The 14,948-nt window shown below is 67.6% G+C and carries 14 protein-coding genes and 1 tRNA gene; 10 read left to right on the forward strand and 5 right to left on the reverse strand.

Going from position 1 to position 14,948, the window contains the following annotated elements:
• Positions 1 to 6: 6 nt before the first annotated feature.
• Positions 7 to 1,194 (forward strand): fatty acid desaturase family protein, encoded by a 1,188-nt coding sequence (locus AC3ANP_RS06105; RefSeq protein ID WP_488332440.1) that lies wholly within the window; start codon positions 7 to 9, stop codon positions 1,192 to 1,194.
• Positions 1,195 to 1,457: 263 nt separating this feature from the next.
• On the opposite strand, the gene radA is transcribed toward AC3ANP_RS06105, so the two are convergent.
• A complete protein-coding gene (gene radA, locus AC3ANP_RS06110; protein ID WP_488332441.1) occupies positions 1,458 to 2,831 on the reverse strand; it encodes a DNA repair protein RadA in 1,374 nt (457 codons plus the stop codon).
• 144 nt (positions 2,832 to 2,975) lie between these two features.
• Between radA and AC3ANP_RS06115 the strand changes: the two genes are divergently transcribed.
• A complete protein-coding gene (locus AC3ANP_RS06115; RefSeq protein ID WP_488332442.1) occupies positions 2,976 to 3,785 on the forward strand; it encodes a glycoside hydrolase family 25 domain-containing protein in 810 nt (269 codons plus the stop codon).
• A 50-nt stretch (positions 3,786 to 3,835) separates the two neighbouring features.
• Here the strand turns inward: AC3ANP_RS06115 and AC3ANP_RS06120 are convergent, their stop codons facing one another.
• Positions 3,836 to 4,963 carry an FUSC family protein gene (locus AC3ANP_RS06120; RefSeq protein WP_488332443.1) on the reverse strand — a complete coding sequence of 376 codons (1,128 nt, stop codon included), beginning with the start codon at positions 4,961 to 4,963 and terminating at the stop codon, positions 3,836 to 3,838.
• A gap of 260 nt (positions 4,964 to 5,223) precedes the next feature.
• Here AC3ANP_RS06120 and pstS point away from each other — a divergent pair, with 260 nt between their 5' ends.
• The 4 genes from pstS (at position 5,224) to pstB (ending at position 9,398) form a co-directional block, all read left to right on the forward strand.
• Positions 5,224 to 6,342 (forward strand): phosphate ABC transporter substrate-binding protein PstS, encoded by a 1,119-nt coding sequence (pstS, locus tag AC3ANP_RS06125; protein ID WP_488332444.1) that lies wholly within the window; start codon positions 5,224 to 5,226, stop codon positions 6,340 to 6,342.
• Positions 6,343 to 6,532: 190 nt separating this feature from the next.
• Positions 6,533 to 7,465 carry a phosphate ABC transporter permease subunit PstC gene (gene pstC / locus AC3ANP_RS06130; RefSeq protein WP_488332445.1) on the forward strand — a complete coding sequence of 311 codons (933 nt, stop codon included), beginning with the start codon at positions 6,533 to 6,535 and terminating at the stop codon, positions 7,463 to 7,465.
• Positions 7,466 to 8,575 (forward strand): phosphate ABC transporter permease PstA, encoded by a 1,110-nt coding sequence (gene pstA / locus AC3ANP_RS06135; RefSeq protein WP_488332446.1) that lies wholly within the window; start codon positions 7,466 to 7,468, stop codon positions 8,573 to 8,575. It begins immediately after the preceding gene.
• 43 nt (positions 8,576 to 8,618) lie between these two features.
• A complete protein-coding gene (gene pstB, locus AC3ANP_RS06140; RefSeq protein WP_488332447.1) occupies positions 8,619 to 9,398 on the forward strand; it encodes a phosphate ABC transporter ATP-binding protein PstB in 780 nt (259 codons plus the stop codon).
• 17 nt (positions 9,399 to 9,415) lie between these two features.
• Here the strand turns inward: pstB and AC3ANP_RS06145 are convergent, their stop codons facing one another.
• The 3 genes from AC3ANP_RS06145 to AC3ANP_RS06155 form a co-directional block, all read right to left on the reverse strand.
• Positions 9,416 to 10,432, reverse strand: a complete 1,017-nt coding sequence (locus AC3ANP_RS06145) for an inorganic phosphate transporter (RefSeq protein ID WP_488332448.1) — start codon at positions 10,430 to 10,432, stop codon at positions 9,416 to 9,418.
• Between the two features lies 1 nt (position 10,433).
• On the reverse strand, positions 10,434 to 11,051 hold the full coding sequence (locus AC3ANP_RS06150; RefSeq protein ID WP_488332449.1) for a DUF47 domain-containing protein: 618 nt from the start codon (positions 11,049 to 11,051) through the stop codon (positions 10,434 to 10,436).
• A gap of 363 nt (positions 11,052 to 11,414) precedes the next feature.
• Positions 11,415 to 12,071, reverse strand: a complete 657-nt coding sequence (locus AC3ANP_RS06155) for a hypothetical protein (RefSeq protein ID WP_488332450.1) — start codon at positions 12,069 to 12,071, stop codon at positions 11,415 to 11,417.
• A gap of 134 nt (positions 12,072 to 12,205) precedes the next feature.
• Here AC3ANP_RS06155 and AC3ANP_RS06160 point away from each other — a divergent pair, with 134 nt between their 5' ends.
• The 4 genes from AC3ANP_RS06160 (at position 12,206) to AC3ANP_RS06175 (ending at position 14,821) form a co-directional block, all read left to right on the forward strand.
• A complete protein-coding gene (locus AC3ANP_RS06160; RefSeq protein WP_488331162.1) occupies positions 12,206 to 13,462 on the forward strand; it encodes an integrase catalytic domain-containing protein in 1,257 nt (418 codons plus the stop codon).
• Positions 13,463 to 13,666: 204 nt separating this feature from the next.
• Positions 13,667 to 13,739, forward strand: a tRNA-Lys gene (locus AC3ANP_RS06165).
• Positions 13,740 to 13,876: 137 nt separating this feature from the next.
• Positions 13,877 to 14,380 carry a MarR family winged helix-turn-helix transcriptional regulator gene (locus AC3ANP_RS06170; RefSeq protein ID WP_488332451.1) on the forward strand — a complete coding sequence of 168 codons (504 nt, stop codon included), beginning with the start codon at positions 13,877 to 13,879 and terminating at the stop codon, positions 14,378 to 14,380.
• 138 nt (positions 14,381 to 14,518) lie between these two features.
• Positions 14,519 to 14,821, forward strand: a complete 303-nt coding sequence (locus AC3ANP_RS06175) for a hypothetical protein (protein ID WP_488332452.1) — start codon at positions 14,519 to 14,521, stop codon at positions 14,819 to 14,821.
• Positions 14,822 to 14,948 lie beyond the last annotated feature (127 nt).

Here is a 14,948-nt window from a genome sequence, read left to right on the forward strand (position 1 = left end):
CACCAGATGACCACCCTTGCAGACAAGCCCGACCTCGCGGAAGCCGAGAGCCAGACCACCGCTGCCCCGGCCGCGAAGAAGCGCACCCGCGCGCTGGCCGAAACGGGCAGCCCGTTGGTCCGGCCCCCCGCGGCAGCACACCTGTCCGACGAGCAGGTCGCCGAGTTGGGCCGCGAGCTTGACGCCATCAAGGACGAGGTCCTGGCCAAGCGCGGCGCCACCGATGCGGCGTACATCCGCAGGGTGATCAAGGTCCAGCGCGGCCTGGAGCTCACCGGGCGCGCCACCCTTCTAGTGAGCAAGCACAAAGCCGCCTGGGTCGCCGGCACGGCGATGCTTAGCTTCGCCAAGATCCTCGAAAACATGGAGCTGGGCCACAACATCCTGCACGGCCAGTGGGACTGGATGCGCGACCCGGACATCCACTCCACCACCTGGGACTGGGACTTCGTTACGCCGGCACGCTCCTGGCAGCACACCCACAACGACCTGCACCACCGCTGGACGAACGTCATCGGCAAGGACAACGACATCGGGTATAACCTGCTGCGGATGGACCCGGCGCAGGAATGGAAGCCCGTCAACCTGGGCAACCCGCTCTACAACGCACTGCTCGCGCCGACCTTCGAGTGGGGCATCGCGATCTATGACCTTGAGCTCAACGAGTTCAAGGAAGGCAAGAAGTCCAAGGAAGCCCTGGTCAGGGACCTGAAGGCGCTTGGCCGCAAGGCCCTCAAACAGTTCACCAAGGACTACGCCGCCACCCCCGCCGTCGCCATGCTCACCGGCTCCGGCAAGCAGGCGCTCTACGGCACGCTGACGGCCAACGCGGTCCGCAACGTCTGGGCCCACGCGGTGATCTTCTGCGGCCATTTCCCGAACGGGGCGGACACCTTCACCGAGGAAATGGTGGACGGCGAGACCCGCGGTGACTGGTACGTGCGCCAGATGATCGGCTCGGCCAACATCTCAGGGTCGAAGTTCATGCACCTGATGTCCGGCAACCTCTCACACCAGATCGAGCACCACCTCTTCCCGGACCTGCCCTCCAACCGGTACGCCGAAGTGGCCGTCAAGGTGCAGGACGTCTGCCGGCGGTACGGCCTGCCCTACAACACCGGCCCGATCTGGAAGCAGGTCGGCTCCACCTGGGCCAAGATCTTCCGGCTGGCCCTGCCGCCGAAGAAGGCCTAAGCGCCAAGTCGGCCTGAGGCCGGAGCCGAGCGAGGAACGGGGCGCCTGCCAATGCGGCGGGCGCCCCGTTCCGCTCGGAGCGTCGTACGCTCCAGCCCAGTTACCTTGGCGGCGGGACCGGTCCGGCCGGGCAAGACCCGGAAGCCTGGTGCCGGCACCGGTGAGGAAGCCGGGGCAACTGGGCTGGAACGTCCGGCTGCAGCACCGGAGGACGCGGGCCGCCCGGCCGCCCGGCCCTCGGGACCGGTCCGGCCGGGCAGCCGTCAGCTGACGAGCAGGCTCAAAGCTTCCGTGAGGTGGCTGACCTCCCGGACCGAGAAGCCGGCCGGAACCGGACCCGGGCCGTTCGGGCTCGCGGGGACTACCGCGTGGGTGAACCCCAGCCGGTGGGCCTCATGGATCCGCTGGTTGATGCCGGGTACCGGGCGCACTTCGCCGGCCAGGCCCACCTCGCCGAACGCGATCAGGCGCTGCGGCAGCGGTTTCCGGGCCTTCGCGGAGGCCACGGCCAACGCCACGGCCAGGTCCGTGGCGGGCTCGCTGAGCTTCACGCCGCCGACCGTCGCCACATAGGAATCGTCCTTCTGCAGCTGGCAGCCGGCACGCTGCTGCAGCACGGCCAGCAGCATCGCGACCCGGGAACCGTCCAGGCCGCTGGTCGCCCGGCGCGGCTGCGCGTTGGCGCTTTCGGCCAGCAGGGACTGCACCTCGGCCAGCAGCGGCCGGCGGCCCTCCAGCGTCACCGTGATGCAGGTGCCGGAGACCGGTTCCTTGGTACGCGAAACGAAGAGGCCGCTGGGATCGGCCAGGCCCACGATGCCGTCTTCGTTCAGGTCGAAGCAGCCCACGTCGTCGGTGGGTCCGTACCGGTTCTTGACCGCGCGCAGCAGCCGCAGCCGGGAATGGCGTTCGCCCTCGAACTGGCACACCACGTCCACCAGGTGTTCGAGCAGCCGGGGACCGGCGATGGACCCGTCCTTGGTCACGTGCCCCACCAGCAGGGTCGTCATGTTCCGGCGCTTGGCCGCGGCGATCAGGGAGGCCGCAACTTCGCGGACCTGGGAGACACCGCCGGCGCTGCCTTCGACGTCGGCGCTGCTCAGGGTCTGGACCGAGTCCACCACCAGCAGCCGTGGTTCCAGTTTCTCCACCTGGCCCAGCGCCTGCCCGAGGTCCGTCTCGGCCGACAGGTACAGGGACTCGGCGACGGCGTCGATCCGGTCCGCGCGCAGCTTAACCTGGGCCGCCGACTCCTCGCCCGTGACATAGAGGACATCCTGGGCGGTGCGGGCGAACTTGGCGGCAACGTCAAGCAGCAGGGTCGACTTGCCCACCCCGGGTTCGCCGGCAAGCAGGATCACTGCGCCGGGGACCAGCCCGCCGCCGAGCACGCGGTCCAGCTCGTCCACGCCGGTCGGCAGGAACGCGGCGGTGGTGGCGTCCACGTCGGCGATCCGGCGGGCCGGCTCCAGCACCGTGGCCGCCGCCGTCGTCCGCGCCACGGCGCCGCCGGTTTCCTCGACCGTGCCCCAGGCCTGGCATTCCCCGCACCGGCCCACCCACTTGGCCGTGGTCCAGCCGCATTCCGCGCACTTATAGCCCGGTGCCTTGGCGGCCCGGGAAGTCTTTGTAGCCATTGCTCCACCCTATCGGCGGGCCGCGACTTTCCCGCCCGGCCCCGGGCGTTCCCGAAGGGCGGATGCTGCCCGATGCCCTTGACCCGCCGGCAGGTTCCGATCATGCTGGGTTCCTGCCTTTGCTACCCGACCGGAAGGCCGACGATGTCCGTACAAGCCCACCCTGCCCGCCGCCGGCGGATCCGAACCCTGTTCACCGTGGCGGCAGCGGCGCTCCTGACGTTTGCAGCGGTGCCGGCCCAGGCGGCCCCAACCCCTGCTCCCGGCAACGACGTCTCCTGGCCGCAATGCGGCAAGCCGCTGCCGAAAGGCCAGTCGTTCGGCGTCGTCGGCGTGAACAACGGACTGGCCAACACCACGAACCCGTGCCTGGCTACCCAGCTGACCTGGGCCGGGACATCCACCGGCGGAACCGGCCAGCCGCTGGTCGCGCTTTACGTCAACACCGGCAACCCCGGTGCTGCCGGGTCCTGGTGGCCCACCAGCAACACCTACGGCGGAACCGCGGTGGCGAATCCGTACGGGGACTGCACCGCCGGATCCTACGGCCCAGCCTGCTCCTACATGTACGGGTACGCGAAGGCCTCCGACGACGCCACCCTGCGGGGGATCAACAACCCGGCGTCCTACCTGTGGTGGCTCGATGTGGAGACCGGCAACAGCTGGTCCGCAGACACCCTGGCGAACCGTGCCGACCTGGAGGGGATGGCGGCCTACTTCACCAGCATCGGTGCCCGGACCGGCCTCTATTCCACCCGGACCCAGTGGGACCAGATCGCGGGAACGGTCCCGTCCTCCAGCAACCTCTACCGGCTGCCGAGCTGGCTCGCGGCAGCGCGGTCCCTCGCCGCGGCGAAGCGGATGTGCGGCGACACCCCGCTGACCGCCGGCGGCCGGGTCACGCTGACCCAGTATGTCTCCGGAGGCTTCGACTACGACTACTCCTGCCTGTAGCGGCGCCGGGCCCGGCGGGAGGCCTGTGGCCCGGCGGGCGGCGCCAGCCCTTACAGCGAGGGCAACATGGCGCGGGCTTCGTCATGGTCCATGCCGGTGGCCTCCAGCAGGTCCACCATGAGCGGACGGAACAGCATGACCACGGTTTCGCCCTCAAGCCGCTGCACGTCCAGCAGGCGCGGGTGCAGCCGGCCCGCTGTCTCGCTCAGTTCCACCTTGGCGGTGCGCAGGTGCGCACGCCGCACGCCGTCGTGCACCTCGGCCAGGCCCAGGCCCAGCTCGTCGACGGCAGCCGCCGTCTCCTGCAGAACCTCCGCAAGGTTCTCGGTGGCCTCGTCCGAGAGCGCGGCGTGGTTGATCGCGCTGGTCAGCCGGCGTGCGAACACGCGGCCGTTGCGCAGCGCGAGGTCGATGTAGTCCACCGACTCTGCCAGCTGGTCCAGCTCGTCGCGGTACCGCCGGTACGCCGGGGCCAGGGTGGCCACCTCCCCGGATGAGCGGAGCGTCTGGCGCATCGCGTCCACCATCGGCTGGCAGTTGCGGCCGCGGATCAACGCATGCCAGGCCTGGGTCGAATCGCTGTGGGTCAGGGCCGAGGCGCACTCCCGCAGCACTTCCGCCAGCTCGTGGAGCAGCTTCTTGACGTCGTTGCGGGGTTCGCGGCGCGGGTCCTTGGGAATCAGGAAGGTTACCGCCAGGGCGAAGACGCCGCCCACCACCGCATCGATGCTCCGGGTGAACGGGCCGCCGGCGGGCGCCGGCAACAGGACGACCAGAAGCGACTGCAGCCCCAGCTGCGTGGTGAAAATGGTTCCGCTGTCCAGGAAGCGGGCCAGCAGGATCGAGAACAGAAGCACGACGGCGGCCTGCCAGATCCCGGCGCCCAGCCAGTGCAGCAGCAAGTCGCCCACCACAATGCCGAGCGTGCAGCCGAGGCCCACCTCCACCACCCGCCGCAGCCGCGGATCCCGGGAGAAGCCCAGCGCGATCAGCGAGGAGGTGGCGGCGAACAGCGGCCCGGTGTGGCCGAGGACGGACTCGGCGAAGGCGTAGGCCCCCACCGCACAGGCCGTCATCTGCACGGCCGGCAGCAGCGATTTCCGGCTGCGGATGAATCCGGTCCGGGCCCGGCCGCGCAGGAATCGTGCGCTTGCGGTGAATCCAGTAGCGGAGGCCATGCTGACCAGTCTATTTGTAGACCACGGGCCGCTGAACTGAGCGGCCCGCCCCTTACGACTGTGACGCAGCTAACGCAACAGCAACCCGTGGGTTGTCGGGCGATGGCCGGATATCGTTAACCTTGCGTTCACCTTGGACCACAATTCCCGTCACTTGGCACGCCTAACTTCGATGAAGGTACAAACCGTATCCATCGTCTTTCTGTTCGGACGTCTCCGGTCCGGCACGCATCTGAATAACCCTGGAAGGGGTACATCTAGTGAAGGCATCACGCTTCGGCCGCAACTCGGCCATCGCTGTTATCGCAGCCGGCGCTCTCGCGCTGACCGCCTGCGGTTCCGACAACGCCACCAACACCGCGCAGTCGGCAGCACCGTCCTCCACGACCAAGGTCACCGGCACGCTGACCGGCATCGGCTCCTCCGCGCAGGGCGCGGCCATGGACGTGTGGAAGACCAACTTTGCTTCCGCCAACCAGGGCGCCAACGTGCAGTACTCCCCGGACGGCTCCGGCGCCGGCCGCAAGGCGATCATCGACGGATCCGCCCAGTTCGCCGGCTCCGACGCCTACCTGAAAGACGAAGAGATGACGGCCGCGCAGGCCAAGTGCGGCCCCGACGGCGCGCTTAACATCCCGGTCTACATCTCCCCGATCGCGGTGGCCTTCAACCTGCCCGATACCAAGGAACTCAAGCTCGACGCCGCCACCGTCGCCAAGATCTTCCGCGGCCAGATCGCCACCTGGAACGACCCGGCAATCGCCGCACTGAACCCCGACGTCAAGCTCCCCGACCTCAAGGTCACCCCGGTGAACCGCTCGGATGACTCCGGCACCACCACCAACTTCACCGACTACCTTGCCGCGGCTGCGCCCGAGGTCTGGACCGACAAGTCCTCCGGCATCTGGCCCGCATCCCTGAAGGGCGAGAACGCCAAGGGCACCTCCGGCGTCGTCAAGACCGTCACCGACACCCCCGGCGCCGTGACCTACGCCGATGACTCCGCCGTAAGCGGCAAGCTGGGCATCGCCCAGATCAAGGTCGGCGGCGCCTTCACCAAGATCTCCGCCGACGCCGCCGCCAAGGCCGTCGACGCCGGCAAGCCGGTCGAGGGCCGCAACGCCAACGACCTCTCCATCAAGCTGGACCGCAAGACCACCATCGAGGGCGCCTACCCGATCGTGCTCGTTTCCTTCCACGTCGTCTGCACCACCTACGACAGCAAGGAGACCGCCGACCTCGTCAAGGCCTTTGAAAGCTACGTAGTTTCCGACGCCGGCCAGAAGGCCGCCGCCGAGGCCGCCAAGTCCGCGCCGCTGTCCAAGACCCTGCAGGACAAGGCTCTGAAGTCGATCGAATCCATCAAGGCCAAGTCCTAGGGATCCGCATCAGCACAAGGCATAGTGGAAACACCAGCCTGACCGAGGTTCCCTGTTCCGAAAAGGCGGTTACTGACCGCCCGCCGGGGCAGGGAACCTAGGCGTTTGTCCGAAGTACCCAAGATTCGCCGCTAGAGCCCGGAGAGATCCGCCCGGCCGCCGGTGCATATCGAAGCTAAAGGATCGTGAAGTGACCACCACCTCCCTGACGAAGTCCCGGAGCGCAGGCCGCGCCGGAGATAAAGTCTTCTCCGGAGCCACCCTGGCCGCAGGGTGCCTGATCCTTGCAGTGCTCTTCGGTGTCGCGCTCTTCCTTGTCATCCAGTCGATCCCCGCCCTCGTGGCATCGCCGGACAAAATCCAGGGCGGCGAGGGCTTCTTCGCCTACATCTGGCCGATCGTCGTCGGCACCCTGATCGCGGCGGTGATCGCCCTGGTGATCGCCACCCCGATCGCGATCGGCGTCGCGCTCTTCATCTCACACTTCGCGCCGCGCGGACTGGCCTCGGGCCTTGGCTACGTCATCGACCTGCTCGCCGCCATCCCCTCGGTGGTTTACGGCGCCTGGGGTGCCGCGTTCCTGGCCAAGGAAATCTCCCCGGTCTACAACTGGCTGGCCGCCAACATGGGCTGGCTGCCGATCTTCCAGGGGCCCGCCTCGGCCACCGGCAAGACCATCCTGACCGCGGGAATCGTGCTCGCCGTGATGGTGCTGCCGATCATCACCTCGCTCTCACGCGAAATCTTCCTGCAGACCCCCAAGCTGCACGAGGAAGCCGCCCTCGCCCTCGGCGCCACCCGCTGGGAAATGATCCGGATGGCCGTGCTGCCGTTCGGCCGTGCCGGCATCGTCAGCGCCGTGATGCTGGGCCTGGGCCGCGCCCTCGGCGAGACCATGGCCGTCGCCCTGGTGCTGTCCTCCGGCGCCCTCACGGCAAGCCTGATCCAGTCCGGCAACCAGACGATCGCAGCCGAAATTGCCCTGAACTTCCCTGAGGCTGGCGGCCTGAAGGTCAGCACGCTGATCGCCGCCGGCCTGGTGCTGTTCATCATCACGCTCGGCGTGAACATGATTGCCCGGTGGATCATCACCCGGCACAAAGAATTCTCGGGAGCCAACTAAATGACCTCCACCCTGACCCCGGTCCGCAAACGCTCGGCCCTGACCAAGGGCCAGCTGCCCAAGGCCGCCCCGTACATCGTCCTGGCGCTTGCCCTGGTCATCGGCGCCGCCGTCCTGGCCCTGATCGGCTTCAACGCCTTCGGCTGGGGCGTCCTCAGCGCCGTCCTGTTCGCGGCCGGCCTGGTCGGCTGGAGCGCAGCCGTGGAAGGCTCCCGCAAAGCCAAGGACAAGCTGGCGACCTGCCTGGTGGTCGGCGCCTTCCTGATCGCCCTGCTGCCGCTGATCTCGGTGATCTGGACGGTGCTGGTCAAGGGCCTGCCCGGCCTGCTCGACCCAGGTTTCCTGGGCACCTCGATGAACGGGGTGACCGGCGCGTTCGACAACAAGAGCGTCGAAGAAGGCGCCCCCGTGATGGGCGGCATCTACCATGCGCTGGTAGGCACCGTGCAGATCACCCTGCTTGCCACCATCATCTCCGTCCCGGTCGGCCTGCTGACCGCGATCTACCTGGTCGAGTACGGCGAAGACCGCGCACTGGCCCGGGCCATCACGTTCTTCGTCGACGTCATGACCGGCATCCCCTCGATCGTGGCCGGCCTGTTCGCTGCCGCGTTCTTCTTCGCCGTCGTCGGCCCCGGCACCAAAACCGGAGCCGTCGCCGCCGTCGCGCTGTCCGTCCTGATGATCCCGGTGGTGGTCCGCTCCAGCGAGGAAATGCTCAAGATCGTTCCCAACGAACTCCGCGAAGCCGCCTACGCCCTCGGCGTGCGGAAGTGGCGGACCATCCTCAAGGTCGTCATCCCGACGGCGGTCTCCGGCATCGCGTCCGGGGTGACCCTCGCGATCGCCCGGGTGATTGGCGAGACCGCCCCGATCCTGGTCACCGCAGGCTTCGCGACCTCCATCAACAACAACGTGTTCGGCGGCTGGATGGCATCGCTGCCGACCTTTATTTACACCCAGATCCTCAACCCGACCTCGCCGTCAAACCCGGAACCCTCCGACCAGCGTGCCTGGGGAGCGGCGCTGGTGCTCATCATCCTCGTGATGCTGCTCAACCTGGGTGCCCGCCTCGTGGCGCGCATCTTCGCCCCGAAGGCCGGCCGCTAGGCCGCCGGCATCCGGACCCATCTCCACAAACTGAAGGAACAGCATGTCTAAGCGCATCGACGTCAAAGACCTGAACGTCTACTACAGCAAATTCCTGGCCGTCGAGGACGTCAACATCAGCATCGACCCCAAGTCGGTGACCGCCTTCATCGGCCCGTCGGGCTGCGGCAAGTCGACCTTCCTGCGCACCCTGAACCGGATGCACGAGGTCATTCCCGGCGCCCGCGTGGAGGGCGAGGTGCTGCTCGACGGCGACAACCTGTACGGTCCCGGCGTCGACCCGGTGACGGTCCGTTCGCAGATCGGCATGGTGTTCCAGCGGCCCAACCCGTTCCCCACCATGTCCATCCGGGACAACGTGCTGGCCGGCGTGAAGCTGAACAACCAGAAGATCTCCAAGGGCGAGGCCGATGCCCTGGTGGAGCGGTCGCTGCGCGGCGCAAACCTCTGGAACGAGGTAAAGGACCGCCTGGCCAAGCCCGGCTCGGGCCTGTCCGGCGGCCAGCAGCAGCGCCTCTGCATTGCGCGCGCCATTGCCGTGGAACCCCAGGTAATCCTGATGGATGAGCCCTGCTCCGCACTGGACCCGATTTCCACGCTCGCCATTGAGGACCTCATCAACGAGCTCAAGGACGAATACACCGTGGTGATCGTGACCCACAACATGCAGCAGGCGGCCCGGGTCTCGGACAAGACCGCATTCTTCAACATCGCCGGCACCGGCAAACCCGGCAAGCTGATCGAGTACGGCGAGACCCACACCATCTTCAGCAACCCGACCGTCAAAGCCACCGAGGACTACGTCTCCGGCCGCTTCGGGTAAGGAACAACCGGCGGAGGTCAGTTCCCGGCGAGGGGGGACAGGGCTAGTTCCAGCACGAACGCCGCGGCGGCCGTCACGAGCGGTGTCAGCGTCCAGAACGCGAGGATCCTGAGCACAACCCGCCGGTTGGCCCCCGGGTGGCTCTGGTTGGTGCCCGCCCCCAGCACGGCCGACGTCACCGTGTGGGTGGTGGAGATTGGCCAGTGCAGGCCGATCGCGCCCAACAACAGGAGGGCACTGCTGACCAGCTGGGCGACGAAGCCGCGCAACGGGTCTATCCGGATCATCCGGTAGCCGATGGTGTACGCGATCCGCCAGCCGCCGGCCAGGGTGCCGGCGGTGAGCATGGAGGCGGTCAGCAGGGCCACCCACACGGGGGTGGAGTCGCCGGCCGGGAAGCCCGCGGCCAGCATCGCCAGGATCAGCACGGCACTCGTGCGCTGGCCATCCTGCAGCCCGTGGCCAAAGGCGACGGCCCCGGCTGCGATGGCTTGGGAGAGCCTGGATCTGGTGTTGACCACGTTCGGCGGCGTGTAGCGCGCGGCCCAGGTGGCGGGCCAGACCAGCAGGTACGCGCCCGCGAAGGCGATGGCGGGCGAGAGCAGCAGGGGCAGTACCACCTGGAACAGCAGGGAGTGGTCCACCCCATCGACCGCGTTGCCGCCGACCGCGACGCTGGCAAGGGCGCCGCCTGCGAGGCCGCCCACCAGCGCGTGCGTCGAGGACGAGGGGATACCGCGCCACCACGTGTAGACACCCCAGAGCACCGCGCTCAGCAGGCCGGCGATCAGGATGGTCAGTCCGTTGCTGCCGGCGGGCAGGACCACCCAGGTCCGGCTCACCGCCAGCGCCAGACCCGCGCTGAGTCCGGCGCCGATGAAGTTGAACAGTCCGGCCAGCAGGACGGCGACCGTCGGGGTCAGGGCCCGTGTCCGGACAGCGAGGGCCACGGCCGATGAAGCGTCCCGAAAGCCGTTGAGAAAGGCAAAGGCCCCGGCGAAGACGACCACCAGGGCGAAGAAACCGAGGGTCACCTCACGATTCCTTGACGATGATGCTGCCCACGTGGGTGGCCACCCGCCGCATATCCTTGGTCACGTCAACCAGTTGGTCGGCGACGTCGCGGTGCCGGGCGTACTGCGCTGACTTCATGTCCTTGAGCATGTCCGCCACCCAGACCCGGTGGGTGCGTTCCGCCCGCTTGGTAAGACGCAGGACGTCAATCCAGTAGTCCTCCAGGTCGTCGAGGTTGTTCAACTGGCGCATCGCATCAAAGGTCAGTTCGGCCTGCCGGCTGATGATTTCGAGCTGTTCGGCGGCGCGCTTGGGCAGGCGTTCCAGCTTGTAGAGGAAGACCAGATCGGCCGCCGCGTCCAGTTTCTCCATGGCCTCGTTGAGGTAGCGCGACAGGGCGTACATGTCCTCGCGCGGCAGCGGGTTCAGGAAGCTGGTCCGCATGTGGGTCAACAGTGCGAAGTGCAGTTCGCCGGACTTCGCCTCATGGTTGTGCATGTCTTCGACGAGGCGCACGTGTTCGGCGGCGGGCGCGCCCAGGATCTCGGCGAACGTCCCCGTTCCCAGGGTGATCTGATGGGCCATCTGGGACAGCAGGTTCAGGCCAGTGGGTTCCTGGGGAAAAAGGCGCAGCTTCACGTGGGGTTACCGGTCTCCGGACGAGGCGTACACGGGTCAAATCTGCCGGCCCTGGACTGTGACAATGACCCGCGCATGTGGATTACTTTACCGTCACGGGCCGGAGGCCGGGTTTCCGGAGGCCGGGACACCAGAGGCGGATGCCAGACGGCGGCATGAAGATGGTGCCGAACCGGATACGCCTCTCGGCGGTAGGCCGCTCTAGGCGGCTAATTGTTGAAGCCCGGGGGTTTCGCGGTTCGGCACCGCTTTTAGTTTTCTACGCCGGGCGGACCAAGTCAACATTGACACTCGCGCACCGTCGTGCGTCTTGACAGCACCGGAGGGCCGCGGTAATTATGCCCGCTTTCCGGCCGCCGCGGCTCAGTCCAGCTCACCCAGCCGCCACGCATTGGCGGCGTGCTCAAGGTCCTCCGCGGTCTTCACCAGGAGATGTGAATTGCGGGTTAGTTTGCTGGCGTGGTTGGCGTTGCTGTGCTCGGCGCTGTCCGCGAGCGTCGCCTGGCCCAGCGCCACCACCCGGCAGAACGCCGCCGAGCGCTCGAGAGCGACGTCGAAATCGCCGTCGAATGCCCCGGAGAGGATGGCATCAGCCATCGTCTTCATTTCCTCTGCTCCGGGCGGTTCGGCGGCGCCGGCCACCACGTGGGAAACCTGCGCGGTGTCCTTGCCGGCCCGGAAGTAGACCGAGATCCGTTCGGGATCCCGGATCGCCACGGCGCGGAGGGCGTAGAGCCGCCAGAGGGCGCCGGGGAGGGAACGCGCCGGGCTCTCCGCCCACATTTCGGCGATGGCATCGAGGCCCTGTTCATCCGCGAGCTTGACCAGCCGCCGGGTGATCTTGGGGTCGTCGCTGTCACGGCCGCGGCGTACCAGCGCCTGCGCAGCGAGGTGTGCGGCTTCCGAGACCCGCGCCGGATCGGCGCCGCCGGCGAACGGTTCGAAGTCGAGCGGCGCGAAGGGCTTCGGCTTGTGGTGTCGGTGCGGTCCCGGGCTGCTGACTCCTGCTTGCTCGTTCATGCCACCACGCTACTCCTGTGTATTCCGGGAATCGAGGATGCGCGTTGACTCACAAATAACCTCCGCGTAGCCGGATACGTTGCCTCAGGAGAAAACCTCCGGCAGGGGCGGGCTGGGGCGGAGATCCTTGAGGGATGGGATTGACGATGGGTGAGCGCAAGGCGGTGACGAAGCATTTGGCTGAGTCTTACCGGGCCGGTGACCGTGCCAGGAAGGGGCGGATCCTGGATGAACTGGTCGAGTTGACCGGCTGGCATCGGGACCATGCGCGGGCGGTCTTGCGGCATGCGCTCGATCCGCCGCGGCCACGGCCGGTCAGGCCCGGGCGCGCCCCGGTGTACGGGGCGGACCTGCAGGCCGGGCTCGTGGTGTGCTGGGCTGTGTTGCGGGGGCCGGCGGGCAAGCTGCTGGCACCGATGCTGCCCGATCTCGTCCCGATGCTGCGGGCTGAGAAGGCCCTGGACATCACCGACGCGCAGGCGGCGCTGCTGTCCCGGATGAGCGCGGCGACCATCGACCGGCGGCTGGCGGGCCAGCGGGCGAAACTGCTGCCCCACGGCCGGTCCCATACCAAGCCCGGATCGCTGCTGAAGTCCCAGATCCCGGTCCGGACCTGGGCCCAGTGGGACGGCGCGGTGCCGGGTTTCGTGGAAATCGATCTGGTCGGCCACGACGGAGCGAACAGTTCCGGCCAGTTCTGCTTCACCCTCACGGTCACGGATATCGCGACCGGCTGGACCGTGAACCGGTCCGTGCCGAACAAGGCGCAGAAGCACGTCTTCGCAGCCCTGCAGCATGTCCTGGCGGTCTTCCCGTTTCCCGTGGCCGGGATCGATTCGGACAACGGCAGCGAGTTCATCAACAACGAGCTCTTCGAGTTCTGCCTGCAGCAGCGCATCACCTTCACCCGGTCCCGTCCGGGCAACAAGAACGACGGCGCGCACGTGGAGCAGAAGAACTGGTCCCGGGTCCGTGAGCTGGTCGGCTACCTCCGCTATGACACCGCCGCGGAACTGGATCTGCTCAACCAGATCTGGGAGCTGGACCGGATCTTCACCAACTACCTGCTGCCCCAGCAAAAACTCATCGCCAAGGTCCGCCACGGAGCCAAAGTCAGCAAAACCCATGACCGGGCAGCCACCCCGCACCGGCGCGCAGCCGCCCACCCGGCCCTGTCACGGATGCCCGTGATCCGGATGAACGCCCAGTACAAGAAGATCCGCCCCGCCGCCCTCTCCCGGCAGATCCTGGCCCTCACCGGCCGGCTCGAAACCCTCGCTACCGCCAAACAACCGGCCCCGATCAAACCCGCCGTGAACGAACGATGGAACCACCGCGACAACCGGAGGTTTTCATCTGAGGCAACGACTGCACCTTCCCGGAGGTATTGACATGAGGCAACAGGGGATGGTCCCGGCTGCCGGGAGGACACCGGAGTGCCGCCGGGACGGCTGCGGGGAGCCGGTCGACGCCGGCGTGTCGGGCCGGGTGAAAAAGCCTGCCCGGGTCTGGGGTACAGTGTTAACGTTCAGAAATGGACTGGGCCGATGTGCCCGTCTGACGGAGGAATTCTCTGCCGTTGACGGTGTCGGCTGGGGCCTTTAGCTCAGTTGGTAGAGCATCGGACTTTTAATCCGTGGGTCGTGGGTTCGATCCCCACAGGGCCCACTCTTTTAGCGAAGAGTGGAGAAACCCCGGCTTCCTGGCAACAGGAGGCCGGGGTTTTCTTGCGTCCGGGGGCCCGACGCCGGGAACGCCAAGAAAAAGCACGACGGCCTAGTAATCAGCCGGGCTAGGATTGCCGGATGAACTCGGACCCGGCGGCTGCCTCAGGATACTGGTACGGGCCGGAGGGCCGGCTCGATCCGTCCGCCGCCATTCTCCAGGCGCTCCGGAACTATCGCGCGGCCGAGGTCGCCCTGCGGCGGTCCACCCGCGACTCCATGGGCATGGGCGAGACGGACCTGCTCGCCCTGCGGTATCTGCTGGGTGCCCAGTCGGCCGGGGAGCAGGTGGGACCCAAGGATCTCAGCCGCACCCTGGGGATCACCACGGCTTCCACCACGTCGCTGATCGACCGACTGGTGGGCAGTGGGCACGTCCGCCGCGAGCCGCACCCGACGGACCGCCGATCGTTGGTGATTGTGCCCACCGCCGGCACGGACTCCGAGGTGCGTGCCACGCTGGGGGAGATGCACCGCCGGATGCTCTCGGTGGCCGAGGGGCTGACTCCGGACGAAAGCCGGGTGATCCTGCGGTTCCTGCAGCGAATGACCGAGGCCCTGGGCGAGCCGGAACAGCACGGCTGAGTCCGCCTGCGGCCCCCTCCGGAAAACCCGCGGCATGATCAGCGCACTTCAACTAGCTAGTTGGCCTAGTGATATGTATGCTTACTAAGTCGTATGTATGCTTACTAATTGACCTGAAATCTTGCTCGTGGAGGAGTCGTGGCTGAATTGTTGACGATCGCCGGAACACCGAAGGCCGGTGCGACCGCACCGGCCGCGCACGAGCTGTCGGCACAGCTGGACGCCCCGGCGTCGGGGTGGCCCTTTGACCCCACAGCGCAGGCGCCCAGTCACTGCGGGATCCCGATGGAGTGGACCGCGCCGGTCTTGGAGGCGATGGCCGTCTACTCCTTCGATGCGGGCCAGAACGCGGCCGACCTGCCCCCGGTCTGGCGCTGCTCGTGCGGATTCCAGCTCGACGGCAACGTCCAACCCTCCAACGCGCTGGCCACGCTTTCGTGAGCGCCGGCACCCTGGCCGCAGTCCCTTCCAGTGCAGTCCCTTCCAGTGCGGTCCCGCCTGCGGCAGGCGCAGCGGAGCAGGCGACGCTGACCGCTTCGGCCCCCCGCCAGGCGGGCCTCACTGCTAC

It is taken from the genome of Arthrobacter sp. JB02-1C, from assembly GCF_057748045.1.

Coding starts and splice junctions, on each gene's coding strand:
- AC3ANP_RS06105 (WP_488332440.1), top strand. CDS start 7: ATGACCACCCTTGCAGACAAGCCCGACCTCGCGGAAGCCGAGAGCCAG.
- radA (WP_488332441.1), bottom strand. CDS start 2,831: ATGGCTACAAAGACTTCCCGGGCCGCCAAGGCACCGGGCTATAAGTGC.
- AC3ANP_RS06115 (WP_488332442.1), top strand. CDS start 2,976: ATGTCCGTACAAGCCCACCCTGCCCGCCGCCGGCGGATCCGAACCCTG.
- AC3ANP_RS06120 (WP_488332443.1), bottom strand. CDS start 4,963: ATGGCCTCCGCTACTGGATTCACCGCAAGCGCACGATTCCTGCGCGGC.
- pstA (WP_488332446.1), top strand. CDS start 7,466: ATGACCTCCACCCTGACCCCGGTCCGCAAACGCTCGGCCCTGACCAAG.
- pstB (WP_488332447.1), top strand. CDS start 8,619: ATGTCTAAGCGCATCGACGTCAAAGACCTGAACGTCTACTACAGCAAA.
- AC3ANP_RS06155 (WP_488332450.1), bottom strand. CDS start 12,071: ATGAACGAGCAAGCAGGAGTCAGCAGCCCGGGACCGCACCGACACCAC.
- AC3ANP_RS06160 (WP_488331162.1), top strand. CDS start 12,206: ATGGGATTGACGATGGGTGAGCGCAAGGCGGTGACGAAGCATTTGGCT.
- AC3ANP_RS06170 (WP_488332451.1), top strand. CDS start 13,877: ATGAACTCGGACCCGGCGGCTGCCTCAGGATACTGGTACGGGCCGGAG.